Here is a 24,838-nt window from a genome sequence, read left to right as displayed (position 1 = left end):
GGGATGCCCATCCGCGTGTAGGATCGACGGGCCACTCGTGTGGCGCAATCAATCCGAACCGCTGGATGGGCATCCTCATGCCCGCAGCCCGACATCCCCCATAAAGGCACCTTGAACTCTATGACCACTGCAACGACCACGGCTCCCAAGCAGGTCGCTGTGAACGACATCGGCTCGGCCGATGACTTCATGGCCGCCGTTGAGAAGACCCTGAAGTTCTTCAACGACGGCGACCTCATCGAGGGCACCGTCGTCAAGATCGACCGCGACGAGGTCCTCCTTGACGTCGGCTACAAGACCGAGGGCGTCATCCCCTCGCGCGAGCTCTCCATCAAGCACGACGTCGACCCCTCCGAGGTCGTCGAGGTCGGCGACACCGTCGAGGCGCTCGTCCTCCAGAAGGAGGACAAGGAGGGTCGCCTGATCCTCTCGAAGAAGCGCGCGCAGTACGAGCGCGCCTGGGGCGATGTCGAGCGCATCAAGGACGAGGACGGCGTCGTCACCGGCACCGTCATCGAGGTGGTCAAGGGCGGCCTCATCGTCGACATCGGCCTCCGCGGTTTCCTGCCGGCCTCGCTCATCGAGCTGCGCCGCGTCCGCGACCTCACGCCGTACCTCGGCCAGGAGCTCGAGGCGAAGATCCTCGAGCTCGACAAGAACCGCAACAACGTCGTGCTCTCGCGCCGCGCGCTCCTCGAGGAGACGCAGTCGGCCTCGCGCGGCCAGTTCCTGCAGTCGCTCCAGAAGGGGCAGGTCCGCAAGGGCGTCGTCTCGTCGATCGTCAACTTCGGCGCGTTCGTCGACCTCGGCGGCGTCGACGGTCTCGTGCACGTCTCCGAGCTCTCGTGGAAGCACATCGAGCACGCCTCGGAGGTCGTCGAGGTCGGCCAGGAGGTCACCGTCGAGATCCTCACCGTCGAGCTCGACCGCGAGCGCGTCTCGCTGTCGCTCAAGGCGACGCAGGAGGACCCGTGGCAGATCTTCGCCCGCACGCACGCGATCGGCCAGGTCGCGCCGGGCAAGGTCACGAAGCTCGTCACGTTCGGCGCGTTCGTGCGCGTCGCGGACGGCATCGAGGGCCTCGTGCACATCTCGGAGCTCTCGGCGAAGCACGTCGAGACGGCTGACCAGGTCGTCGCGGTCGGCGACGAGGTCTTCGTGAAGATCATCGACATCGACCTCGAGCGCCGCCGCATCTCGCTCTCGCTCAAGCAGGCGAACGAGGGCGTCGACCCCGAGGGCACCGACTTCGACCCGGCGCTCTACGGCATGCTCGCCGAGTACGACGAGCAGGGCAACTACAAGTTCCCGGAGGGCTTCGACCCCGAGACGAACGAGTGGAAGGAAGGCTTCGAGGCGCAGCGCGAGGCCTGGGAGGCCGAGTACGCGGCCGCGCAGGCGCGCTGGGAGGCGCACAAGGCGCAGGTCGCCGCGGCCCGCGACGCCGAGCTCACCTCGAACGACGTGCCCTCGGGCGCATCGTCCTTCGGCAGCAGCTCCGACGACTCGGGCGCCGGCACCCTCGCCGACGACGAGGCGCTCGCCGCGCTCCGCGAGAAGCTCACCGGCTCCGCGGAGTAGTCAGCACCGCCAGAGCGGGCCGCGCCTTCGGGCGCGGCCCGCTCTGCGTTCCCGGGGGCGCGCCGCGGGGTGGCAGGATCGAGGCATGCCCGCCGACGACGCGATGACGCACGCCCTCGACTACGCCGACCGCTGGCTGGCCTACCGCCGCTGGCGCCTGCGCGTGCCGGGCGTGCAGGTCGCCGTGCGGATCGGTGGCGAGCTCGTGCTCGAGCGCGCCCACGGCCTCGCCGACGAGGCGACGCGCGAGCCGCTCACGGCCGCGCACCGCTTCCGCATCGCCTCCCACTCGAAGTCGCTCGCCGCGATCGCCGCGATGCGGCTCGTCGACGACGGCGCGCTCCGCCTCGACGACGCGCTCGGCGGGCTCGTGCCCGCGCTCGCCGGCACCGACGCCGCGGCCCTGACCGTGCGGGAGCTCCTCTCGCACGGCAGCGGAGCGACCCGGGACGGCGACGACGTCGCGTTCTGGCAGCTCGCCGATGACTTCCCCGACGCCGACCGGCTGCTCGCGATCGCGACGTCCGGCGTCCGCCGTCTCGACGCATCCGCCGAGTTCAAGTACTCCAACATCGGCTTCGGCCTGCTCGGCCTCGCGATCGAGGCGGTCGCCGGCGAGCCGTACGCCCGTGCGCTCGCGCGCCTCGTGCTCACGCCCCTCGGGCTCGAGGCGACGAGCGCCGACATCGAGGGCGCCTCTGCACCGCTCGCGACCGGCCACTCGGCGCTGCACTCGAGCGACGAGCGCGCGCCGCTCGGCAGCCCGTCGTCGCGCGCGCTCGCCGCCGCGACGGGGGCCGTCTCGACGGCCGCCGAGCTCTCGGACGCGCTGCGCGCGGTCGCCGACGCCGACGACCGGCTGCTGAGCGCCACGGGACGGCGGCGGATGCGGCAGCGCCAGTGGTCGACGACGGGTCGCGACGGCGCGGTGGCGGGCTACGGCCTCGGGCTCATGCTGCGCGAGGTCGACGGGCGCACGTGGCACGGGCACGGCGGCGCGTGGACGGGGCACGCGACGCGCACGCTCGTCGACGCCGAGCGCGACGTCGTCGTGAGCGTGCTCGCGAACGCGGTTGACGCGCCGGCGGAGGAGCTCGCCGTCGGCGTCGCCCGCATCGTGCAGGCGGCGCTCGCGCCCGCGGCCGAGCCCGACGAGGCGGAGCTCGCGCTCGCGCGCTCGTTCGAGGGATCGTTCGCGAGCATCTGGGGCCGGCTCGACGTCGTCGAGCTCGGCGGGCGGCTGCTCGGCATCGCGCCGACGGCGGCCGACCCGCTCGCCGCGGTCGACGTGCTCACCCCGCGGAGTGCCGATCGCGTGACGATCGCCGCGGCGACCGGCATGGGGTCCGGCCACGAGGAGGCGATCGCCGAGCGCGACGAGACCGGCCGCGTCGAGCGGTGGCGCGGCGCGTGGCACATGCACGCGGTCGAGCCGGTGCCGGCAGAGGCCGCGACCGCCTCGAGCTAGCCGTCGTCCGGGGATGGCACCCCCGCTGCCGCAGGGCGTTGCGGGGGAAGCGGCTCGTGCGCGGTAGCGTCAGAGCATGATGGCGGCGGTCACGACTGCTCGCGCCGACGGCGCGCGCCCTGACCGTACCCGCGAGCGCGCGACCGCCGTCAACCAGCTGCTCTTCGCCGTCGCCGCACTGACCGCGAGCTCGCTCATGATCGCGGTCGGCGACGTGCGGCAGGGCGAGCTGCTCTTCGGCGGCATGCTGCTCGTGTTCGCGCTCACGATCGCCGCGCTCGTCGTGCCGTGGAACCGCCTGGCGGTGCGGTGGATCGCGATCGTGCCGGTCGGCGACCTCGTCGCGGTGCTGCTGCTGCAGCTCTCGTACCACGACGGCGAGGCGTGGCTGCTGTGGATGGTGCCGGCGACGTGGCTCGCGACGGTGCTCGGCTGGCCCGGCCTCGTGCTCGGCGCGGGCGGCTCGACGCTCCTCTTCTGGATCGCCCACCTCCTCGCCGACGACTTCGGCACCGGTCTGCGCGACGTGCTGGGCCCGCTCGCCCTCACGACCGCATCCGTCGTCGCCCTCATCGCCGCGCGCCGCTCGGCGGCGCAGCGGTCGCTGCTCGACGAGCAGGCCGACTACCTCGACCACGCGGTCGAGCGCGCGCGCCGGCAGGAGGATGCGGTGAGCGAGCTGCTCGACGCCGTCGACTTCGGCGTCGTGCGGATCGGCGCGGACGGCAGCATCTCGGTCGAGAACGACGCCCACGCGCGGCTCATGACGCCGGCGGACGACGCGCAGCTGTTCGAGGCCGACGGCGTGACGCCGACCGAGCCCGGGGCCGTGCCCGTCGCTCGCGCTCGTCGGGGCGAGACCTTCGAGAACCTGCTGCACTGGCAGGGGCCGCCGGGCGACCAGCGCCGCGCGCTGCTGTCGACTGCTCGCCGGCTGTTCGACATCAACGGCGCCGACGTGGGCGCGATCCTCGTCACGCGCGACGTGACGGCCGAGCAGCAGGCCGTGCACATCCGCGACGAGCTCGTCGCCTCGGTCTCGCACGAGCTGCGCACGCCGCTCACGAGCGTGCTCGGCCACCTCGACCTCGCGCTCGATTCGGGCGACGTCGGTCCCGGCGCGCGCCGGAGCCTCGAGATCGCCGAGCGCAACGCCTCGCGACTGCTCGTCATCATCGGCGACATCCTCGCCGCGACCGCCGACGGGCCTGGCCGCTTCGACGTGCGGCCCGTGCGCGAGGACCTCGCGCGGGTCGTGCTCGCGTCGGTCGAGGCGCTCGAGCCGCGCGCCGCAGAGCGCAACATCCGCATCGACAGCTCGGGCATCGAGGCTGCCGAGGCCGAGTTCGACCCGCACCGCATGCGGCAGGTCGTCGACAACCTCGTCGGCAACGCCGTGAACTACCACACGGGCGACGGCCTCATCGAGGTCGGCGTCACGGCCGACGACAAGCACGTGTGGCTCGTCGTCCGCGACGACGGGCCCGGCATCGCGGAGGACGCGCTGCCGCGGCTCTTCGAGCGCCGCTATCGCGCGCAGCCCTCCGGCAGGGCGACGGGCAACGGCCTCGGCCTGTCGATCAGCCGGGATCTCGTGCGCGCGCACGGCGGCGAGATCACCGTCCAGAGCGAGCCGGGCAGCGGCGCCACCTTCGTCGTCCGACTGCCTCGACGCACCACGGGAGCGACCGCATGACCCTCGATCCAGACACCGTCATCCTCATCACGGCGCTCGTCGTCCACGTCGCGGGCGGGCTGTTCGTGCTCGAGACGATGGTCCGCAAGGACGACCGTGCCGGCCGCGTGTGGGCGCTCGGGTTCCTCGCGGCGATGATCGCGACCGAGGCGTTCGTCGTCGACGCGGTCATCGGGGTCGGCTCGTGGCCCGTCGGCGTCGGCCACGGCGCGTGGGTCGCCTGCATGGGGCTGCTGTGGATCGGCTGCCGGGTCTTCAACGGCCGTCGCAGCGGTCGCGTCGCGCTCATCGTCGCGCTCGCCGCCCTGCTCGCGCTCCTCGCGGTGCTGCTCGTCGGCACGGGCGAGGAGGGCTGGTCGGCGCGCTGGGTGATGTTCGCCGCGAACGCCGCCTTCGCCGGACTCGGCGCAGCCGAGGCCCTGCGCGGCGCGCTCCGGCGCACGCGCACCGGGGTAGCGCTCGGCGGCGTGCTCGCCGTCGTCGCCGTCTTCCAGCTCGCGCGGCTCCTCGCCGGCGTCGCTGGAGGCGCCGGCGGCGAGCCCCTGCGCATCTGGTCCGATGCCGGGGTCGCCGGCATCGCCACGATCGCGCTCACGATCGTCGTCGTCGTCGTGACCTCGGTGCTGCGCGCGGAGCAGGTCCGGCTGCGCGGCACCGAGGACTCTTCGCTCATGGCGATCGCTCCCGACGGCGTGCTGCTCGCGCCGTCGTTCTCGCGCGTGCTCGGCGGGCGGCTCATGCGCGCGAACCGCCGCGGCGAGCTCTTCGCCGTCCTCGCGGTGCGCATTGACGCGCTCTCGCGCATCTCGACCGCGTTCGGCGTCGACGAGGCCGAGCACGTCCGGCAGGCAGCCCGCGCTGCCGTCCGGCGGCTCGCGCCGACGACCGCGGCGCTCGGGAGCGACGAGCGCGGCCTGCTGCTGCTCGCGTTCCAGCCGTCGTCACCGGCCGACGCGCGGCAGCTCGCCGCCCGCATGCACCGCGCGATGCTCGATCAGCTCCGCACCGCCGGCGTGCCGGTCGTGCCGCCGATCGGCATGGGCGTCGCGCTCACGAGCATCACCGGCTACGACCGCGACGTCCTGGTCGAGGCGGCGCGCTCCGCCGCGCGGCGCGCGATGGGCAGCGACGACGTCTCGGTCGTCGTGGCGGGGGAGGACGGCGAGGGGGAGGACGCCGACCGCGGTCAGGCGGTGCGGCGGTAGCCGACGCCGCGGACCGTCTCGATCCAGCGCGGCTCCGACGGGGACTCGCCGAGCTTGCGACGGAGGTTCGCGACGTGCACCTCGATCGCTCGCGCGTCGTGCTCGCTGAGGAAGTGGTCAGGCTCGCCCCGCTCGCCCCGCAGCATGCCCGCGAGCTGCAGCTTGCTCACGACCCGGCGGCCGGAGCCCAGCAGCATCCGGAGGATGTCGAACTCGCTGCGCGTCAGCTCGATCTCCTGGCCGTCGAGCTCGACGACCCGCGCGCCGGGCTCGAGGCGCAGCCCGCGGTGCTCGAGCATCGCCGTCTCCGGCTCGTCGTCGAGCAGCGGAGCGCCGGCCTGGCCGGGCGCCGAGGGGACGCGGTGGGGCACGGGAGCCGCTTGCGGCGGGCGCGGCGCCGACGGATGCGTCGATGCGAGCGCGCGGGGACGCCGCATCATCGCCTCGATGCGGGCGCGCAGCTCGCGCGGCCGGAACGGCTTGACGACGTAGTCGTCGGCGCCGGCCTGCAGGCCGACGAGCGTGTCGATCTCGTCGCCGCGCGCGGTGATCATGACCATGTAGGCGGTCGTGAGGCTGCGCACCTGGCGAGCCGTCTCGAAGCCGTCCATCCCGGGCATGTTCACGTCGATCGTGACGACGATCGGGTCGTGCTGGCGCACGAGCTCCACGCCGCTGGGGCCGTCGGCCGCCGTGTGGACGGTGAAGCCGCCCTGCGTCAGCACCTGGGCCAGCAGCTCACGGATGTCTTCGCCATCCTCGATGACCACCGCGACGTCCTCGTGCATCGGTTCTCCCGCATCCAGCACCGCGCGACCCGGTGCGATCTCGCCCAATGTACCGCGCGCGTCCCGCATCATCGAAGCGCTCCCCGCCCGCCGGCGGCGAGCGAGCGCGCCGCGGGCCTCGCGCGGGCTGGCGCGAGCGCGACGACGGCGAGCAGCAGCACGACGAGCGCGAGCGCAGGCAGCAGCACCGCTGGTTCGCGCAGCGACATGACGACCCCGCCGGCGAGGGGCACGCGAAGCGTGGGGGTCCACGCCTGCGCGCCGACGCTCTCGGTCGCAGTCCCCTCCATCGCATCGACGCGCGTCGTGAGGGTCCACGTGCCGCGGGCGCCCGGCTCGAACGCCTCGAGGCGCCGAGGCTCGAGCGGGCCCTCGGGGCCCGTTCGCACCGCGACGATCGCGCCTTGGCTCAGGCTCTCGACCGGCACCGGCGTCGCGATGAGGAGGTCGCCGACGGCGAGGCTCGGCTGCATCGCGGACGTGGTGACGGTGACCGGCCGGGCGAGCCCGCTGAGCGCCGCCGCCCAGACGACAGCTCCGGCCGCGAGCGCGACGCCCACGACCGCGAGCACCGCGATGGCGATGCGGCGGATTGCGATCATCCTCGGCCCTTCAGCGTGACTCCTCGTGCCGTTCGCCACGACGGTACGCCGCACGTCTGCCCTGCTGCGTCAGGAGCAGCGGAGGCATTGCTTGAGTTCTGCTCAGCAACCGCTGTGCGAGACTCGGAGCATGCCTCTCGTCGCGCTCACCGGCGGCATCGCCTCCGGCAAGTCCACGATCGCCGGCCGGCTCGCCGAGCGCGGAGCGGTCGTCATCGACGCCGACGCGCTCGTGCGCGAGCTGCAGCAGCCCGGCGAGCCGGTGCTGCGCGAGATCGCTGAGGCCTTCGGCGAGCACCTGCTGCTGCCCGACGGCTCGCTCGACCGGCCCGCGCTCGGCGCGATCGTCTTCGCCGACGAGACCGCGCGGCGGCGGCTCAACGGCATCGTCCACCCGGCCGTCGGACGGGAGTCGGCGCGCCGCTTCCGCGCCGCGCTCGACGCCGACCCCGACGCCGTCGTCGTCTACGACGTGCCGCTGCTCGTCGAGGCGCGGCCCGACGACCCCTGGGACCTCGTCGTGGTCGCGCACGCTCCCGCCGACGTGCGCGTCCGCCGGCTCGTCGCGCTGCGCGGCATGGACGAGGCGGATGCGCGGGCCCGCGTCGCGTCGCAGGCGAGCGACGAGCAGCGGCTCGCGATCGCCGACGTCGTGATCGACACCGCGGGCGACCTCGAGCGGACGCTCGCCCAATCCGACGCGCTGTGGGACCGGCTCCGCGGAGAGGCGGGCGAGGGCCTCCACAGCGACGGTGTGGGCGGCCGCTCCTAGGCTGGAGGCATGGAACCCACGCGTGCCGTGCGGCCGTTCGAGGTCGTGAGCGAGTACGAGCCCTCCGGCGATCAGCCGAAGGCCATCCGCGAGCTCGCAGCCGCGCTCGAGCGAGGGGAGACCGACGTCGTGCTGCTCGGCGCGACCGGCACGGGCAAGAGCGCGACGACCGCGTGGCTCGTCGAGCAGGTGCAGCGCCCGACGCTCGTGCTCGCGCACAACAAGACGCTCGCGGCGCAGCTCGCGAACGAGTTCCGCGAGCTCATGCCGCACAACGCCGTCGAGTACTTCGTCTCGTACTACGACTACTACCAGCCAGAGGCCTACGTGCCGCAGACCGACACCTTCATCGAGAAGGACTCGTCGCTCAACGCCGAGGTCGAGCGGCTCCGGCACTCGGCGACGAACGCGCTGCTCTCGCGCCGCGACGTCGTCGTCGTCTCGACCGTCTCGTGCATCTACGGCCTCGGCACCCCCGAGGAGTACCTCGAGGCGATGGTCGCGCTGCAGGTCGGCATGCGCATCGACCGGCAGGCGCTGCTGCGCCGCTTCGTCGCGATGCAGTACCAGCGCAACGACGTCGCCTTCTCGCGCGGCACGTTCCGCGTGCGCGGCGACACGATCGAGATCATCCCGATGTACGAGGAGCACGCGATCCGCATCGAGCTCTTCGGCGATGAGATCGAGGCGCTCTCGACCCTGCACCCGCTCACGGGCGAGGTGCTCCAGCGGCACGACGCCGTCTCGATCTTCCCCGGCAGCCACTACGTCGCGGGCACCGAGCGCATGCACCGCGCCATGGAGCGCATCCGCACCGAGCTCGAGGAGCGGCTCAAGGTGCTCGAGCGCGAGGGCAAGCTGCTCGAGGCGCAGCGGCTGCGGATGCGCACGACCTTCGACCTCGAGATGATGGAGCAGATCGGTTTCTGCTCCGGCATCGAGAACTACTCGCGGCACATCGACGGCCGCGAGCAGGGCGAGCCGCCGCACTGCCTGCTCGACTACTTCCCCGACGACTTCCTCGTCGTGATCGACGAGTCGCACGTGACCGTGCCGCAGATCGGGGCGATGTACGAGGGCGACGCGAGCCGCAAGCGCACGCTCGTCGAGCACGGCTTCCGGCTCCCGAGCGCGCTCGACAACCGCCCGCTCAAGTTCGACGAGTTCCTCGAGCGCACGCCGCAGAAGGTCTACCTCTCAGCGACGCCCGCGAAGTACGAGATGTCGCTCGCCGACACCGTGGTCGAGCAGATCATCCGCCCGACGGGGCTCGTCGACCCGAAGCTCGTCGTCAAGCCGACGAAGGGGCAGATCGACGACCTGCTCGAGGAGATCCGGGTGCGCGCCGAGCGCGACGAGCGCGTGCTCGTCACGACGCTCACGAAGAAGATGGCGGAGGAGCTCACCGAGTACTTCACCGAGGCGGGCGTGCGCGTGCGCTACCTGCACTCGGACGTCGACACGCTCCGCCGCGTCGAGCTGCTCACGCAGCTGCGGCAGGGCCTCTTCGACGTGCTCGTCGGCATCAACCTGCTGCGCGAGGGCCTCGACCTGCCCGAGGTGTCGCTCGTCTCGATCCTCGACGCCGACAAGGAGGGCTTCCTGCGCTCGTCGACGTCGCTCATCCAGACGATCGGCCGCGCCGCCCGCAACGTCTCGGGCGAGGTGCACATGTACGCCGACCGCATCACCGACTCCATGCAGAGCGCGATCGACGAGACCGAGCGCCGCCGCGCGATCCAGATCGCGTACAACGTCGAGCACGGCATCGACCCGACGCCGCTGCGCAAGCGCATCGCCGACATCACCGACGTGCTCGCGCGCGAGCAGGCCGACACCGCCGAGCTGCTCGAGGGCGGCCGGCGAGGGGCGCCGACGCCGCGGCTCGCGAAGGACCGCTCGAGCCTCGACGGACCCTCGCAGCTCGAGGCGATCATCGCCGACCTCACGGCGCAGATGACGGAGGCGGCGGGCGAGCTGAAGTTCGAGCTCGCGGCGCGGCTGCGCGACGAGCTGCACGACCTCAAGCGGGACCTGCGGCAGATGCGTCAGGCGAGCTAGGAGGAGCGAGCGGCCCCGAGTCGACGCCCACCCGCCCGATGCCCGAGGATGTCGCCATGCCCACGATCGACCTCAACAGCGACCTGGGGGAGAACGCGCCCGATCGCATCGTCGGGGACGACGCGGCGATGCTGCGCATCGTCTCGAGCGCGAACGTCTCGTGCGGCTTCCACGCCGGCACGCCCGAGGGCATCCGCGCGACCCTCGAGGCGGCCGTCGCGAACGGGGTCACGATCGGCGCGCACCCCGGCTACCGCGACTACGAGGGCTTCGGCCGGCGGCCCGTCGACGTCGAGTCGACGACGCTGCAGGCGCACGTCGAGTACCAGCTGGGCGCGCTGCAGGCGCTCGCGACCGCGGTCGGCGGCCGCGTCGCCTACGTCAAGCCGCACGGTGCGCTCTACAACGCGATCGCGCACGACGAGCGGCAGGCGCGGGACGTCGTCCGCGCCGTCCGAGCCGTCGACCCGTCGCTCGTGCTCCTCTGCCTCGCGGGCGGCGTCGCGCTCCGAGTCGCCGAGCGCGAGGGGCTGCCGACGGCGGCGGAGGCGTTCGCCGATCGCGCGTACGCGCCCGATGGGCTGCTCGTGCCGCGCACCGAGCCGGGCGCCGTCCTGCACGATCCCGCGGTCGTCGCCGCGCGGATGACCCGGCTCGCCCTCGAGGGCGTCGTGCGCGCCGTCGACGGGAGCGACGTCGCGGTCGCGGCCGACTCGATCTGCGTGCACGGCGACAGCGCGGGAGCGGTGGCGATGGCGAGAGCGACCCGATCGGCGCTCGAGGCGGCCGGCGTCGCGATCGCGCCGTTCGCCGGCGCGTGAGGTGACCGGGTGAGGGTGCTGCCCGCGGCCGACACCGCGCTGCTGCTCGAGTCCGCCGACCTCGACGAGTCGATGCGGCTGCTCCCGGCGATCGAGGCGGCGGCGCTCCCGGGCGTCCGCGAGCTCGTGCCCGGTGCGCGCACGATCCTCGTGCGCTTCGACCCTGCGCTCATCCGCCCGGCGGTGCTCTCCGAGCGGCTGCTCGCGATCGAGCCCACGGCCGCGATCGACGGCGGCGAGCGCTCGGTGACGATCCCGGTGCGCTACGACGGGGACGACCTCGACGAGGTCGCGCGCGTGCTCGGCGCCTCGCCCGAGGAGGTCGTCGAGCGCCATCTCGCCGCCGCGTGGAGGGTGGCCTTCACCGGCTTCGCGCCGGGCTTCGGCTACCTCGTCGGGGACGATCCGCGCTTCGACGTGCCTCGCCGGTCCGCGCCGCGCACGCGCATCCCGGCCGGCTCCGTCGCGCTCGCAGGCCGCTACTCCGGCGTGTACCCGAAGGAGAGTCCGGGCGGCTGGCAGCTCATCGGCCGCACCGACGCCGTCCTGTGGGATCTCGAGCGCGAACCGCCGGCGCTGCTCGCGCCCGGCACGGCGGTGCGCTTCGCGCGCGCCGCCCGTGAGCTCGTCGAGGCCGCGCCGGTCGAGCGTCGCCCGCCTCGCGACGCGGAGCGCGCTCGCCATGCGCTCGAGGTCGTGCGGCCCGGGCTGCAGCTGCTCGTGCAGGACCTCGGTCGGCCCGGCCTGGCTGCGCAGGGCGTCTCCGCCTCCGGGGCCGCCGATCGGCGGGCGCTGCGCGAGGCGAACCGCGCGGTGGGCAATCCGCCGCACGACGCGGGCCTCGAGCTCGCGGGCGGCGGCGCGTCGCTGCGCTTCCGCGGTCCCGCGGTCGTGGCCCTCACGGGCGCGCTCGCCGACGCATCCGTCGTCGACGCCGAGCGCCCGGATGCCTCCATCCCGGTCGAGCCGGGACGCCCGGTCGCGATCGACGACGGCGACGAGCTGCGCATCGGCGCGGTGCGGGACGGGCTGCGCGTCGTCATCGGCATCCGCGGCGGCATCGTGCTCGACCCGGTGCTCGAGAGCCGCTCGAGCGACACGCTCGCGGGGCTCGGCCCCGCCCCGCTCGGGGCGGGCGACGAGCTGCCGCTCCACGGGCCCGCGGCGGGCGCGACGGCCGTCGCGCCGACGGGCGCCCCGCGCGCACCGCTCCCGCGCGCCGGGCAGACCGTCGAGCTGCGCGTCGTGCTCGGCCCGCGCGCCGAGTGGTTCACGGCCGCGGCGCTCGAGACGCTCGAGGCGCAGGACTGGGAGGTCACGCCGCGCTCCGACCGCGTGGGCCTCCGCCTCGCGGGCGCGATCGCGCTCGAGCGGGCGCGGGACGGGGAGCTCGAGAGCGAGGGCTGCGTGACGGGCGCCATCCAGGTGCCGCCCGACGGCCAGCCGGTGCTCTTCCTGCCTGACCACCCGCTCACGGGCGGGTACCCCGTCATCGGCGCCGTCGTCGACGACGACCTCGACCTCGCGGGGCAGCTGCCGCCGGGCGCTTGCATCCGGTTCCGCGTCGAGCGGCCGCCCACCCACCTCGAGGAGTCGCCATGCAGAAGGTCCTGATCGCCAACCGCGGCGAGATCGCCGTGCGCATCGCGCGCGCGTGCGCCGAGGCGGGCTACCGGTCGGTCGCGGTGTACGCCGACCAGGACGTCGACGCGATGCACGTGCGGCACGCCGACGAGGCGGTCGCGCTCGGCGGCTCGACGGCGGCCGAGACCTACCTCGACGCAGACTCGCTGCTCGCGGCGGCGCGGGCGACCGGCGCCGACGCCGTGCACCCCGGCTACGGCTTCCTCTCCGAGAGCGCCGCGTTCGCCCGGGCCGTCGAGGGCGCGGGGCTCACGTGGATCGGCCCGACCCCCGAGAGCATCGACGCGCTCGGCGACAAGGTCACCGCGCGCTCGATCGCGCGGCGCGTCGGCGCGCCCCTCGTGCCGGGCTCGGACGGGCCGCTCGCCGACGCCGGCGAAGCGGTCGCCTTCGCGCGCGAGCACGGGCTGCCGATCGTGATCAAGGCGGCGTTCGGCGGCGGGGGACGGGGGCTGAGGGTCGCGCGCTCGATCGACGAGGTGGCGGATGCGTTCGAGACGGCCGCGCGGGAGGCCGCCGCGGCCTTCGGTCGCGCCGAGTGCTTCGTCGAGCGCTACCTCGAGCGCCCGCGCCACATCGAGGCGCAAGTGCTCGGCGATGGCCGCGGCGGCGTCGTGGTCGTCGGCGATCGGGACTGCTCGCTCCAGCGCCGCGGCCAGAAGCTCGTCGAGGAGGCGCCCGCGCCCCGCCTCGAGCGCGCGCAGCGCGAGCGCATCCACGAGGCGGCGCGCGCGATCTGCGCCGCGGTCGACTACCGCGGCGCCGGCACGGTCGAGTTCCTGCTCGGCGCCGACGGCACCGCGTCGTTCCTCGAGGTCAACACGAGGCTGCAGGTCGAGCATCCGGTCACCGAGGCCGTCACGGGCGTCGACCTCGTGCGCGAGCAGCTGCGCATCGCGGAGGGCCTCGGCCCCTCGATCGCCGCGACCCCCGAGCCGCTCGGCCACGCGATCGAGCTGCGCATCAACGCGGAGGACCCGGGCCGCGGGTTCCTGCCGAGCCCCGGTCGCATCGCGTCGCTGCGGGTGCCGGGAGGTCCCGGCGTCCGCTGGGACGCGGGCGTCGAGGCCGGCGACGCGGTCGAGGCGGCCTTCGACTCGCTCGTCGCGAAGCTCGTCGTGCACGCGCAGGACCGCGACGCGGCGCTCGTGCGGCTCCGCCGCGCGCTCGGCGAGCTCGAGGTGCGGGGCGTCGCGACGATCGCGCCGCTCGCCGAGGCGCTGCTCGACGAGCCGGCCTTCTCCACCGAGGGCCTCGCCGTCTCGACGCAGTGGATCGAGGACGAGCTCATGCCGCGGCTCGAGCCGCAGCTGCGGGCCGCCATCGCGCCCGCGGGCGGGCTCACGCGCGTGCCGATCGAGGTCGACGGTCGCCGCGTCGTGCTCGGGCTCCCGGATGCGCTGCTCGCCGTCGCCGCGCGGGCCGAGCCGGCGTCCTCCCGCGCCGAGCAGCCCGAGGCGGAGGGCACGGTGCGCGCCCCCGTGCCGGGCACGCTCGCGCGATGGCTCGTCCCCGACGGGGAGCGGGTCGAGGCCGGCCGCGCGGTCGCGGTGCTCGACGCCATGAAGCTCGAGACGCGCGTCGCGGCCGATCGCGCCGGTGCTCTCGAGCACCTCGTCGCGGAGGGCGAGAGCGTGGCGCTCGATGACGCGATCGCGCGCATCTCCGAGTGAGCCGTCGGCGAACGCCCGGGGCGCGTGTGGGTGGCCGCTCGTAGACTCGTTGGGTGACATCCACCACCACGAGCACTTCAGAGCTGCACGTCCGCGGCGCGCGCGAGCACAACCTCAAGGACGTCGATCTGCGCATCCCGCGCGACTCGCTCGTGGTGTTCACCGGGCTCTCCGGGTCGGGCAAGTCGTCGCTCGCGTTCGACACGATCTTCGCGGAGGGGCAGCGCCGCTACGTCGAGTCGCTCTCGGCCTACGCGCGGCAGTTCCTCGGCCAGGTCGACCGGCCCGACGTCGACTTCATCGAGGGCTTGAGCCCCGCCGTCTCGATCGACCAGAAGTCGACGAACCGCAACCCGCGCTCGACCGTCGGCACGATCACCGAGGTGCACGACTACATGCGCCTGCTGTGGGCGCGCATCGGCGTGCCGCACTGCCCCATCTGCGGCGAGCGCATCCAGCGGCAGACCGTCCAGCAGATCGCCGACGAGCTCATGGAGCTGCCCGAGCGCACCCGCTTCCAGATCCTCGCGCCCGTCGTGCAGCAGAAGAAGGGCGAGTTCGCCGACCTGCTGCGCAACCTCGTCGCGACCGGCTACTCGCGCGCGGTCATCGACGGCGAGCTCGTGCAGCTCGCCGAGGCGCCCGCGCTCAAGAAGCAGAACAAGCACGACATCTCCGTCGTCGTCGACCGCATGGTCGCCGAGCCGGGCATGCTCTCGAGGCTCACCGACTCGCTCGAGACCGCGCTGCGGCTCGCCGACGGGCTCGTGACGATCGACTACGTCGACCTCGAGGCGAGCGATCCCGCGCGCACGCGCACGTTCAGCGAGAAGCTCTCGTGCCCCAACCGCCACCCGGTCTCGCTCACCGAGATCGAGCCGCGCACCTTCTCGTTCAACGCGCCGTTCGGCGCGTGCCCCGAGTGCACCGGCATCGGCACGAAGATGTCGGCCGACCCGGAGCTCGTGATCGCCGACGAGGCGCTCTCGATCCGCGAGGGCGCGATCCTGCCCTGGACCCAGTCGGGGAAGGGCCTCTACACCTACTTCGAGCGGCTGCTCGCCGGCCTCGCGCGCGAGATGGGCTTCTCGCTCGACACCCCGTGGCGCGACCTCGAGCCGGAGGTGCGCCAGGTGGTGCTGCACGGCACCGAGGGCAACGTCATGGTGCAGTGGCGCAACCGCTACGGCCGGCAGCTCAAGTACGCGACGGGCTACGAGGGCGTCATGCCCTACATCCAGCGCAAGCACGAGGAGGCCGACAGCGACTGGGTGCGGGCGAAGCACGGCGAGTTCCTGCGGGAGGTGCCGTGCCCCGAGTGCGGCGGCGCGCGCCTCAAGCCCGAGGTGCTGAGCGTGCTCGTGCACGGCTCGTCGATCGCGACCGTCTCCGACATGAGCCTCGACGACGCGCACGCCTACATGGAGGGCCTCGACCTCGACGAGCGCGAGGCGACGATCGCCGCGGCGGTGCTGCGCGAGATCCGCGCGCGGCTCGACTTCCTCATCCGCGTCGGGCTCGGCTACCTCTCGCTCTCGCGCGCGGCCGCGACCCTCTCCGGCGGCGAGGCCCAGCGCATCCGCCTCGCCACCCAGATCGGCGCGGGGCTCACGGGCGTGCTCTACGTGCTCGACGAGCCGTCGATCGGGCTCCACCAGCGCGACAACCGCAAGCTCATCGGCACGCTCGAGGCCCTGCGCGACCTCGGCAACACCCTCATCGTCGTCGAGCACGACGAGGACACCATCCGCACCGCCGACTGGATCGTCGACATCGGCCCAGGGGCGGGGGAGCGCGGCGGCGAGGTCGTGCACTCCGGCGGCTTCGATGAGCTGCTCGAGCACCCGACGTCGCTCACCGGGAAGTACCTCTCGGGGCGCGAGACGATCCCGACCCCGACCGAGCGTCGACCGGTCGACCCGGAGCGGATGCTGCGCATCGAGGGCGCGCGCGCCAACAACCTCAAGCACATCGACGTCGACATCCCGCTCGGCGTGTTCGTCGCGGTCACGGGCGTCTCGGGCTCCGGCAAGTCGACGCTCGTGAACGACATCCTCCACAAGGTGCTCGCGAACGCGCTCAACGGCGCCCGGCAGGTGCCCGCGCGGCACACGCGCGTGACCGGCCTCCACCACCTCGACAAGGTCATCCACGTCGACCAGGGCCCGATCGGCCGCACGCCGCGCTCGAACCCGGCGACCTACACCGGCGTGTTCGACAAGATCCGCAACCTGTTCGCCGAGACGGCCGAGGCGAAGGCGCGCGGCTACCTCGCCGGCCGCTTCTCGTTCAACGTCAAGGGCGGTCGCTGCGAGGCGTGCATGGGCGACGGCACCCTCAAGATCGAGATGAACTTCCTGCCCGACGTCTACGTCGAGTGCGAGGTGTGCCACGGCGCGCGCTACAACCGCGACACGCTCTCGGTGCACTACAAGGGGAAGTCGATCGCCGACGTGCTGCAGATGCCGATCGAGGAGGCCGCCGAGTTCTTCGCGCCGATCTCGTCGATCCACCGCTACCTCAAGACGCTCGTCGACGTCGGCCTCGGCTACGTGCGGCTCGGCCAGTCGGCGACGACGCTCTCGGGCGGCGAGGCGCAGCGCGTCAAGCTCGCGACCGAGCTGCAGCGGCGCACGTCGGGCCGCGCGATCTACGTGCTCGACGAGCCGACGACCGGACTCCACTTCGACGACGTGCGGAAGCTCCTCGAGGTGCTCGACGGCCTCGTCGAGAAGGGCAACACCGTGCTGACGATCGAGCACTCGCTCGACGTCATCAAGAGCGCGGACTGGGTCATCGACCTCGGTCCCGAGGGCGGCTCGGGCGGCGGCACGATCGTCGCGACCGGCACGCCGGAGAAGGTCGCCGAGGTGGAGGCGAGCCACACGGGAGCGTTCCTCAAGGAGATCCTGGGCGCGGGAGTGCGATGACCGCGGCACGCGCGCCGCGCACCGTCCCGTACAAGCCGGCGCCAGGGACGATCCCGACCGCGCCCGGCGTCTACCGGTTCCGCGACGAGCACGAGCGCGTGCTCTACGTCGGCAAGGCGAAGAACCTGCGGCAGCGGCTCTCGAACTACTTCCAGCCGCTCGAGGCGCTCCACGAGCGCACGCGCCGCATGGTGCTCACGGCGGTCCGCGTCGAGTGGACGATCGTCGCGAGCGAGTTCGAGGCGCTCCAGCTCGAGTTCACCTGGATCAAGGAGTACGAGCCGCCCTTCAACGTGCAGTTCCGGGACGACAAGTCGTACCCGTACCTCGCGGTGACGATGGGCGAGGACGTCCCGCGCGCGCTCATCACCCGCAATCGCGGCATCCGCGGCGCGCGCTACTTCGGCCCCTACACGAAGGTCTGGGCGATCCGCGAGACGCTCGACCTGCTGCTGAAGGCCTTCCCGATGCGCTCGTGCAGCCAGTCGGTGTACGACCGCGCCGAGCGCTCGGGTCGGCCGTGCCTGCTGGGCGACATCGGCAAGTGCTCGGCGCCGTGCGTCGGGCGCGTGACCCACGCCGAGCACCGCGACATCGCGCGCGACCTCGTCGCGTTCATGAACGGCGGCGACCAGGAGTTCGTCGATCGCGTGCGCGAGGAGATGCAGCGGGCGAGCGCGAGGCTCGAGTTCGAGCGCGCCGCGCGACTGCGCGACCAGCTCGCCGCCCTCGAGTCGGTGCTCGAGCGCACGAGCGTCGTGCTCTCCGACCACGTGGATGCCGACGTCTTCGGGCTCGTGCACGACGAGCTCAGCGCGGCGGTGCACCTGTTCGCGGTGCGGGGAGGACGCATCCGGGGGACGAAGTCGTGGGTCGTCGACACCGAGATCGACCTCGACGACAGCGAGCTCGCGACGCAGATCCTCCGCATCGCCTACGACGAGGGCGACCCGCCCGCGCGCGAGGTGCTGCTGCCGAAGCAGCCCGACAGCGTCGCCGAGGTCGAGGCATGGCTCACCGACCGCCGCGTCGACCACGGCTTGAGCGGTCGCGTCGAGGTGCGGGTGCCGCAGCGCGGCGAGAAGCGCAAGCTCGCCGACTCCGCGACGGTCAACGCCGCCCACGTGCTGCAGGTCGCGCGCACGAAGCGCACGAGCGACTACGTCACGCGCTCGCAGGCGCTCGCCGACCTGCAGGAGGCGCTCGGCATGGCGGAGGCGCCGCTGCGCATCGAGTGCTTCGACGTCTCGCACCTCGGCGGCCAGGGCGTCGTGGCCTCCATGGTCGTCTTCGAGGACGGGCTGCCGCGGAAGGACCAGTACCGCCGCTTCGCGATCGCGCAGACGACCGACGACACCGACTCGATCCATCAGGTGATCACGCGCCGCGCGAAGTACCTCGTCGAGGGCGACCCGGACGCCACGTCGACCCGCTTCGCGTACGCGCCGCAGCTGCTGCTCGTCGACGGCGGCCGGCCGCAGGTGCAGGCGGCGAAGCGCGCGCTCGACGAGCAGGGCGTCACGGGCGTCGCGCTCGCCGGCATCGCGAAGCGGCTCGAGGAGCTGTGGCTGCCGGACGACGAGTTCCCGGTGATCCTGCCGCGCTCGAGCGAGGCGCTCTACCTCGTGCAGCGGCTGCGCGACGAGGCCCACCGCGTGGCGATCAGCTACCAGCGGCAGAAGCGCTCGAGCGCGATCCAGTCGCAGCTGAGCGGCATCCCCGGCCTCGGGCCCTCGCGCGTGCGCGCGCTGCTCAAGCACTTCGGCTCCGCGAAGCGCGTGCGCGCCGCGTCGCCCGACGAGCTGCGCGAGGTGCCGGGCGTCGGCCCGGCGCTCGCCGAGGCCATCGCACGTGCTCTGCGCGCCGATACGATGGAGGCCGACACGCGAGGGTGAGGAACGGCAGGCTGTGAACGCGAGAGAGATCGTCATCATCACCGGCATGTCCGGTGCAGGACGCACGACGGTCGCGAACGCGCTCGAGGACCTCGGCTGGTTCGTCGTCGACAACCTGCCGCCGAGCATGCTCCGCGCGCTCGTGCGCACCGCCGCGGCGGGCGACGCGACCGAGGCGAAGCTCGCGATCGTCGTCGACGTGCGCGGCGGCGTGCTCTTCGACGACGCGAAGCGCTTCGTCGAGATGCTGCGCAACGAGCACTCCGTGCGCGTGCTGTTCCTCGAGGCGAGCGACGCCGAGCTCGTGCGCCGCTACGAGCAGGTGCGCAGGCCGCACCCGCTGCAGGGCGACGGGACGATCCTCGACGGCATCCGCATGGAGCGCCACCGGCTCGAGCCGCTGCGCGGCATGGCCGACCAGCTCCTCGACACCACGGGCCTCAACCCGCACCAGCTCACGACGCGCGTGGGGGAGCGCTTCGCCCCGGGCGGCGAGCTCGAGGTCGTGCTCACGGTCATGAGCTTCGGCTTCAAGTACGGACTGCCGGTCGACGCCGACCTGATCGCCGACATGCGCTTCCTGCCGAACCCGTTCTGGAACCCCGACCTGCGCGGCCACAACGGCACCGAGGAGGTCGTCTCCGACTTCGTCCTCGAGCAGGAGGGGGCGCGCGAGTTCGCCGATCGGTACGTCGAGGCGCTCGAGCCGGTGCTGGCCGGCTTCGCGCGCGAGAACAAGCTGCACGCCGTGCTCGGCGTCGGGTGCACCGGCGGCAAGCACCGCTCCGTCGCGATGGCGCAGTACCTCGCCTCGCGCCTCTCGGGGCAACCGGGCGTGCGGGTCGCGGTCAAGCACAGGGATCTGGGACGCGAATGACGAGAGGAACCGGCGTGACACTCACCGACGACGTCAAGGAGGAGCTCGCGCGCGTGCGCGTGACGCGACCCCAGACGAAGGCGGCCGAGGTCGCGACCCTGTTGCGCTTCGCCGGCGGCCTGCACGTGATCTCGAACCGCGTCGCGGTCGAGAGCGAGCTCGACTCCGCGGCCGCGGCGCGCCGGCTCGCGCGCAGCATCCTCGAGCTCTACGGCGTCAAGGCCGAGATCGCCCGCATCTCGTCGTCGTCGAGCCGCTCGAGCGGGGCGTACCTCGTGCGCGTCATCGCCGAGGGCGAGACGCTCGCGCGGCAGACGGGGCTCATGGATGCGCGGCGCAAGCCCGTGCGCGGCCTCCCGAACAAGGTCACCACCGGTTCGCTCGAGGACCTCGCGGGCGTCTGGCGCGGCGCGTTCCTCGCGCAGGGCTCGCTGTCGGATCCCGGCCGCTCGGCCGCGCTCGAGATCGCCTGCCCCGGCAACGAGGCGGCGATGGCGCTCGTCGGCGCGGCCGGCCGGCTCGGCGTGCCCGCGAAGTCGCGCGAGGTCCGCGGCGCGCACCGCGTGGTGATCCGCGAGGGCGAGCCGATCTCGCGGATGCTCACGACCATGGGGGCGCTCGAGACCGTGCAGGCGTGGGCGGAGCTGCGGCAGCGCCGCGAGGTGCGCGCGACCGCGAACCGGCTCGTGAACTTCGACGACGCCAACCTCCGCCGCAGCGCCCAGGCGGCGGTCGCGGCGTGCGCGCGCATCGAGCGGGCGCTCGACATCCTCGGTCCCGAGGTGCCCGAGCACCTCGCGTACGCCGGACGCCTGCGGCTCGAGCACCGAGATGCGAGCCTCGACGAGCTCGGCCACCTCGCGCAGCCGACGATGACGAAGGACGCGGTCGCGGGGCGGATCCGGCGGCTGCTCGCGATGGCGGATCGCGCCGCGCAGGAGCGCGGCATCCCGAGCACCGAGGACGCGGTGCCCGACGACATCGACGACGTCTGAGCCGCTCGCCGAGACCCTGCTCGCGATCAGGCCGGCGTGGATAGGATCGGGTCGACCCATCCGCACGCGCAGTGCGCGAGAGAGGAGCCAGCCATGGCCGTCTACACCCTGCCGGAGCTGCCGTACGACTACGCGGCGCTCGAGCCCCACATCTCGGCGAAGATCATGGAGCTGCACCACAGCAAGCACCACAAGACCTACGTCGACGGCGCGAACACCGCGCTCGAGAAGCTCGCCGAGGCCCGCGACGCGGGCGACCTCGCCAACGTCAACAAGCTCGAGAAGGACCTCGCGTTCAACCTCGGCGGGCACACGAACCACACCGTCTTCTGGAACAACCTCTCAGGCGACGGCGGCGGCGAGCCCGAGGGCGAGCTGCAGGCCGCGATCGCCGAGTTCTTCGGCGACTTCGCGAAGTTCCAGGCGCACTTCAGCGCGAACGCGACGGGCATCCAGGGCTCCGGCTGGTCGGTGCTCGCGTGGGACTCGATCGGCGCGCGGCTCAACGTCTTCCAGCTCTTCGACCAGCAGGGCAACGTGCCGGTCGGCACGCACCCCGTGCTGATGCTCGACATGTGGGAGCACGCCTTCTACCTCGACTACCTCAACGTCAAGGCCGACTACGTCAAGGCGTTCTGGAACATCGTCAACTGGCAGGACGCGCAGGCGCGCTTCGAGGCCGCCCGCTCGCAGACCTCCGGTCTGATCCTCCGCTAGCGAATCGTCACCCCGTGACCGGGACCCCGGGCACGCGCCCGGGATCCCTCCACCCGACAGGCAGGAACCCCAAACCATGACACTGAAGGTCGCCATCAACGGCTTCGGCCGGATCGGCCGCAACTTCGTCCGTGCAGCGCTTGCCCAGGGCGCTGACATCGACATCGTCGCGGTCAACGATCTCACCGACAACAAGACCCTCGCCCACCTCCTCAAGTACGACTCCGTCGCCGGACCGATCGATGCTCCCGTCACCTTCGACGAGGGCACGATCACGGTCGGCGGCGACCAGCTGCGCGTGCTCGAGGAGAAGGCCCCGTCGAAGCTCCCGTGGGGCGAGCTCGACATCGACGTCGTCATCGAGTCGACCGGCCGCTTCACCAAGGTCGAGGACGCATCCGCCCACATCGCCGCCGGCGCGAAGAAGGTCATCCTCTCCGCGCCCGCGAAGGGCCCCGCCCCCACGTTCGTGATGGGCATCAACCACGAGGACTACAACCCCGAGACCGACCACGTCATCTCGAACGCCTCGTGCACGACGAACTGCCTCGCCCCGCTCGCGAAGGTCTTCCACGACACCTTCGGCATCGAGCGCGGCCTCATGACGACGGTGCACGCCTACACCGCCGACCAGAACCTGCAGGACGGTCCCCACAGCGACCTGCGGCGCGCGCGAGCCGCGGCGCTCTCGATCATCCCGACGAGCACGGGCGCGGCGAAGGCGATCGGCCTCGTCATCCCCGAGCTCAAGGGCATCCTGGACGGCTACGCGCTGCGCGTGCCGACGCCGACCGGCTCGATCACTGACCTCACGATCACGACGCGCGACGGGCTCACGGTCGACGAGATCAACGCCGCCTACCGCGCGGCCGCGGAGTCGGGCCCGCTCAAGGGCTACCTCCAGTACACCGAGGACCCGATCGTGTCGGCCGACATCGTCGGCAACTCGTTCTCGTCGATCTTCGACTCCGGCCTCACGCGCGTGATCGGCGACCAGGTCAAGGTCTCCGCATGGTACGACAACGAGTGGGGCTACTCCTGCCGCCTCGTCGACCTCGCCGAGCACGTGGGCTCGCAGCTCTGATGACCCTGCGCACGCTCGACTCGCTCGGCGACCTCACCGGCAGGACCGTCCTCATCCGGTGCGACTTCAACGTGCCGCTCACGGACGGTCGGATCGCCGACGAGGGCCGCATCGTCGCGTCGCTGCCCACCCTTCGCGCCCTGCTCGAGCAGGGCGCGAAGGTGGTGGCGATGTCGCACCTCGGCCGGCCGAAGGGCGAGCCCGACCCCCAGTACTCGCTCGCGCCGGTCGCCGAGCGGCTCGGCGAGCTGCTGGGTGCGGAGGTCGCCTTCGCAGCCGACACGGTGGGGGAGGACGCGGCGCGCGTGCGAATCGGGCTCGCCGACGGGCAGCTCGCGCTGCTCGAGAACCTGCGGTTCGACCCGCGCGAGACGAGCAAGGACGCGACCGAGCGCGCGACGTTCGCGGCGGAGCTCGCGGCCGGCGCCGACGCCTTCGTCTCCGACGGCTTCGGCGTCGTCCACCGCGAGCAGGCGAGCGTCTTCGAGATCGCGCAAGCGCTCCCGAGCGCCGCCGGGCTGCTCGTGCAGCGCGAGCTCGAGGTGCTCTCGCGCCTCACCGAGTCGCCCGAGCGGCCGTACGCGGTCGTGCTCGGTGGCTCGAAGGTGAGCGACAAGCTCGGCGTCATCGAGCACCTCCTGCCGCGCGTCGACCGCCTCCTCATCGGCGGTGGCATGCTCTTCACGTTCCTGGCGGCGAAGGGCCTCGGGGTCGCCTCGAGCCTCCTCGAGGAGGACCAGGTCGAGCGCGTGCGCGGCTACATCGACGACGCCGAGCAGCGCGGCGTGGAGCTGCTGCTGCCGACCGACGTGGTCGTCGCCGAGCGCTTCGCCGCCGAAGCCGAGCACGAGACGGTCGCGGCCGACGCGATCGAGTCGTCGCGCTTCGGCGGCGCCGGCATCGGCCTCGACATCGGCCCGGACACGGCAGCCGCCTTCGCCGAGGCCATCCGCGGCTCCCGCACCGTCTTCTGGAACGGCCCGATGGGCGTGTTCGAGATGGATGCGTTCGCGGCCGGCACGAAGGCGGTCGCGCAGGCCCTCACCGAGACCGACGGCCTCGCGGTGGTCGGCGGCGGCGACTCCGCCGCGGCCGTGCGGCAGCTCGGCTTCGACGACGACGCGTTCGGCCACATCTCGACCGGTGGCGGCGCGAGCCTCGAGTTCCTCGAGGGATCCCGACTGCCCGGACTGGAGGTCCTCGGATGGTGAACCGCACGCCGCTCATCGCGGGCAACTGGAAGCTGCACAACGATCACCTGCAGGCGATCGCGCTCGTGCAGAAGCTCGCGTGGACGCTGCAGGACGCGCGGCACGACCACGCCGCCGTCGAGGTCGCCGTCTTCCCGCCGTTCACCGATCTGCGCAGCGTGCAGACGCTCGTGTCCGCGGAGAAGTTCGAGCTGCGCTTCGGCGCCCAGGACGTCTCGGAGCACGACTCGGGCGCGCACACGGGAGAGGTCGCCGCATCCATGCTCGCGAAGCTCGAGTGCTCGTACGCGATCGTCGGGCACTCCGAGCGCCGGCAGGACCACGGCGAGAGCTCCGCGCTCGTCGGCCGCAAGGCCGCAGCCGCGGTGCGCCACGGCGTGACGCCGATCATCTGCGTCGGCGAGACGGAGGCGGACCTCGAGCAGCACGGTGCGTCGGCGGTGCCGGTGCAGCAGCTGCGCGAGGCGCTCGCCGAGCTGCCGGCCGCTGGTGAGATCGTCGTCGCGTACGAGCCCGTCTGGGCGATCGGCTCCGGCAAGGCGGCGACCGCCGAGCAGGCGCAGCAGGTCGCGCAGGCGCTGCGGCAGACGATCGCGGAGCTGCGGGGCGACGAGGCTGCAGCGAGCACACGCATCCTCTACGGCGGCAGCGTGAAATCGGGCAACATCGCCGGCTTCATGCGCGAGCCCGACGTCGACGGCGCGCTCGTCGGCGGCGCGAGCCTCGACGCGGCCGAGTTCGCGGCGATCGCGCGCTTCCAGCACCACGTCGGCACCTGACGCCGACGCGCGAGCCGACCGCCGCGGGAATCCCTGCGG

General features: G+C 72.9%; 19 protein-coding genes. 17 read left to right on the top strand and 2 right to left on the bottom strand.

The window, feature by feature from the left end:
• Positions 1–120: 120 nt before the first annotated feature.
• The 4 genes from rpsA to H508_RS16495 all read left to right on the top strand — a co-directional run bounded on the left by rpsA (position 121) and on the right by H508_RS16495 (position 5,950).
• The gene (gene rpsA, locus H508_RS0113505; RefSeq protein ID WP_026374450.1) at positions 121–1,581 is read left to right on the top strand and encodes a 30S ribosomal protein S1; all 1,461 of its coding nucleotides are present in this window, start codon (positions 121–123) and stop codon (positions 1,579–1,581) included.
• 85 nt (positions 1,582–1,666) lie between these two features.
• Entirely contained in the window at positions 1,667–3,049 is a 1,383-nt protein-coding gene (locus tag H508_RS16505; RefSeq protein WP_051223488.1) for a serine hydrolase domain-containing protein, read from the top strand.
• 76 nt (positions 3,050–3,125) lie between these two features.
• The gene (locus H508_RS16500; protein WP_051223486.1) at positions 3,126–4,745 is read left to right on the top strand and encodes a sensor histidine kinase; all 1,620 of its coding nucleotides are present in this window, start codon (positions 3,126–3,128) and stop codon (positions 4,743–4,745) included.
• Positions 4,742–5,950 carry a diguanylate cyclase domain-containing protein gene (locus tag H508_RS16495; RefSeq protein ID WP_051223485.1) on the top strand — a complete coding sequence of 403 codons (1,209 nt, stop codon included), beginning with the start codon at positions 4,742–4,744 and terminating at the stop codon, positions 5,948–5,950. Before H508_RS16500 ends, H508_RS16495 begins: the two co-directional genes overlap by 4 nt.
• On the opposite strand, the gene H508_RS0113485 is transcribed toward H508_RS16495, so the two are convergent.
• Both H508_RS0113485 and H508_RS0113480 read right to left on the bottom strand, forming a co-directional pair.
• A complete protein-coding gene (locus tag H508_RS0113485; RefSeq protein ID WP_026374449.1) occupies positions 5,932–6,738 on the bottom strand; it encodes a response regulator transcription factor in 807 nt (268 codons plus the stop codon). The genes H508_RS16495 and H508_RS0113485 overlap by 19 nt on opposite strands.
• A gap of 68 nt (positions 6,739–6,806) precedes the next feature.
• Complete coding sequence (locus H508_RS0113480; protein ID WP_026374448.1) at positions 6,807–7,340, bottom strand: hypothetical protein; 534 nt, start codon at positions 7,338–7,340, stop codon at positions 6,807–6,809.
• A gap of 130 nt (positions 7,341–7,470) precedes the next feature.
• Here H508_RS0113480 and coaE point away from each other — a divergent pair, with 130 nt between their 5' ends.
• The 13 genes from coaE (at position 7,471) to tpiA (ending at position 24,799) form a co-directional block, all read left to right on the top strand.
• Positions 7,471–8,112, top strand: a complete 642-nt coding sequence (gene coaE / locus H508_RS16490; RefSeq protein WP_051223483.1) for a dephospho-CoA kinase — start codon at positions 7,471–7,473, stop codon at positions 8,110–8,112.
• A gap of 9 nt (positions 8,113–8,121) precedes the next feature.
• A complete protein-coding gene (uvrB, locus tag H508_RS0113470) occupies positions 8,122–10,173 on the top strand; it encodes an excinuclease ABC subunit UvrB (RefSeq protein ID WP_026374447.1) in 2,052 nt (683 codons plus the stop codon).
• 56 nt (positions 10,174–10,229) lie between these two features.
• Positions 10,230–10,994 carry a LamB/YcsF family protein gene (locus H508_RS0113465; RefSeq protein ID WP_026374446.1) on the top strand — a complete coding sequence of 255 codons (765 nt, stop codon included), beginning with the start codon at positions 10,230–10,232 and terminating at the stop codon, positions 10,992–10,994.
• Between the two features lie 9 nt (positions 10,995–11,003).
• The gene (locus tag H508_RS0113460; protein WP_026374445.1) at positions 11,004–12,608 is read left to right on the top strand and encodes a 5-oxoprolinase subunit B/C family protein; all 1,605 of its coding nucleotides are present in this window, start codon (positions 11,004–11,006) and stop codon (positions 12,606–12,608) included.
• Positions 12,593–14,311, top strand: coding sequence for an acetyl/propionyl/methylcrotonyl-CoA carboxylase subunit alpha (locus H508_RS0113455; protein WP_026374444.1), 1,719 nt, complete (start codon positions 12,593–12,595; stop codon positions 14,309–14,311). Before H508_RS0113460 ends, H508_RS0113455 begins: the two co-directional genes overlap by 16 nt.
• Before the next feature lie 53 nt (positions 14,312–14,364).
• A complete protein-coding gene (gene uvrA / locus H508_RS0113450) occupies positions 14,365–17,241 on the top strand; it encodes an excinuclease ABC subunit UvrA (protein WP_026374443.1) in 2,877 nt (958 codons plus the stop codon).
• A complete protein-coding gene (gene uvrC / locus H508_RS0113445; RefSeq protein ID WP_026374442.1) occupies positions 17,238–19,136 on the top strand; it encodes an excinuclease ABC subunit UvrC in 1,899 nt (632 codons plus the stop codon). The genes uvrA and uvrC overlap by 4 nt, the downstream gene beginning before the upstream one ends.
• A 13-nt stretch (positions 19,137–19,149) precedes the next feature.
• Complete coding sequence (gene rapZ / locus H508_RS0113440; RefSeq protein ID WP_026374441.1) at positions 19,150–20,013, top strand: RNase adapter RapZ; 864 nt, start codon at positions 19,150–19,152, stop codon at positions 20,011–20,013.
• Positions 20,014–20,027: 14 nt separating this feature from the next.
• Positions 20,028–21,008 carry a DNA-binding protein WhiA gene (gene whiA, locus H508_RS0113435; RefSeq protein ID WP_026374440.1) on the top strand — a complete coding sequence of 327 codons (981 nt, stop codon included), beginning with the start codon at positions 20,028–20,030 and terminating at the stop codon, positions 21,006–21,008.
• 93 nt (positions 21,009–21,101) lie between these two features.
• Positions 21,102–21,725 (top strand): superoxide dismutase, encoded by a 624-nt coding sequence (locus H508_RS0113430; protein WP_026374439.1) that lies wholly within the window; start codon positions 21,102–21,104, stop codon positions 21,723–21,725.
• Between the two features lie 76 nt (positions 21,726–21,801).
• Entirely contained in the window at positions 21,802–22,809 is a 1,008-nt protein-coding gene (gap, locus tag H508_RS0113425; protein WP_026374438.1) for a type I glyceraldehyde-3-phosphate dehydrogenase, read from the top strand.
• Positions 22,809–24,020: a phosphoglycerate kinase gene (locus tag H508_RS0113420; RefSeq protein WP_026374437.1), complete on the top strand. Its 1,212-nt coding sequence runs from the start codon at positions 22,809–22,811 to the stop codon at positions 24,018–24,020. Before gap ends, H508_RS0113420 begins: the two co-directional genes overlap by 1 nt.
• Complete coding sequence (gene tpiA / locus H508_RS0113415; protein ID WP_035255231.1) at positions 24,014–24,799, top strand: triose-phosphate isomerase; 786 nt, start codon at positions 24,014–24,016, stop codon at positions 24,797–24,799. Before H508_RS0113420 ends, tpiA begins: the two co-directional genes overlap by 7 nt.
• Positions 24,800–24,838: the final 39 nt, after the last annotated feature.

This window comes from Agrococcus lahaulensis DSM 17612 (assembly GCF_000425105.1).
Taxonomy (GTDB): domain Bacteria; phylum Actinomycetota; class Actinomycetes; order Actinomycetales; family Microbacteriaceae; genus Agrococcus; species Agrococcus lahaulensis.
The sequence above is the reverse complement of the archived record's forward strand: the minus strand, read 5'-3'. Positions and strand labels throughout refer to the sequence as shown.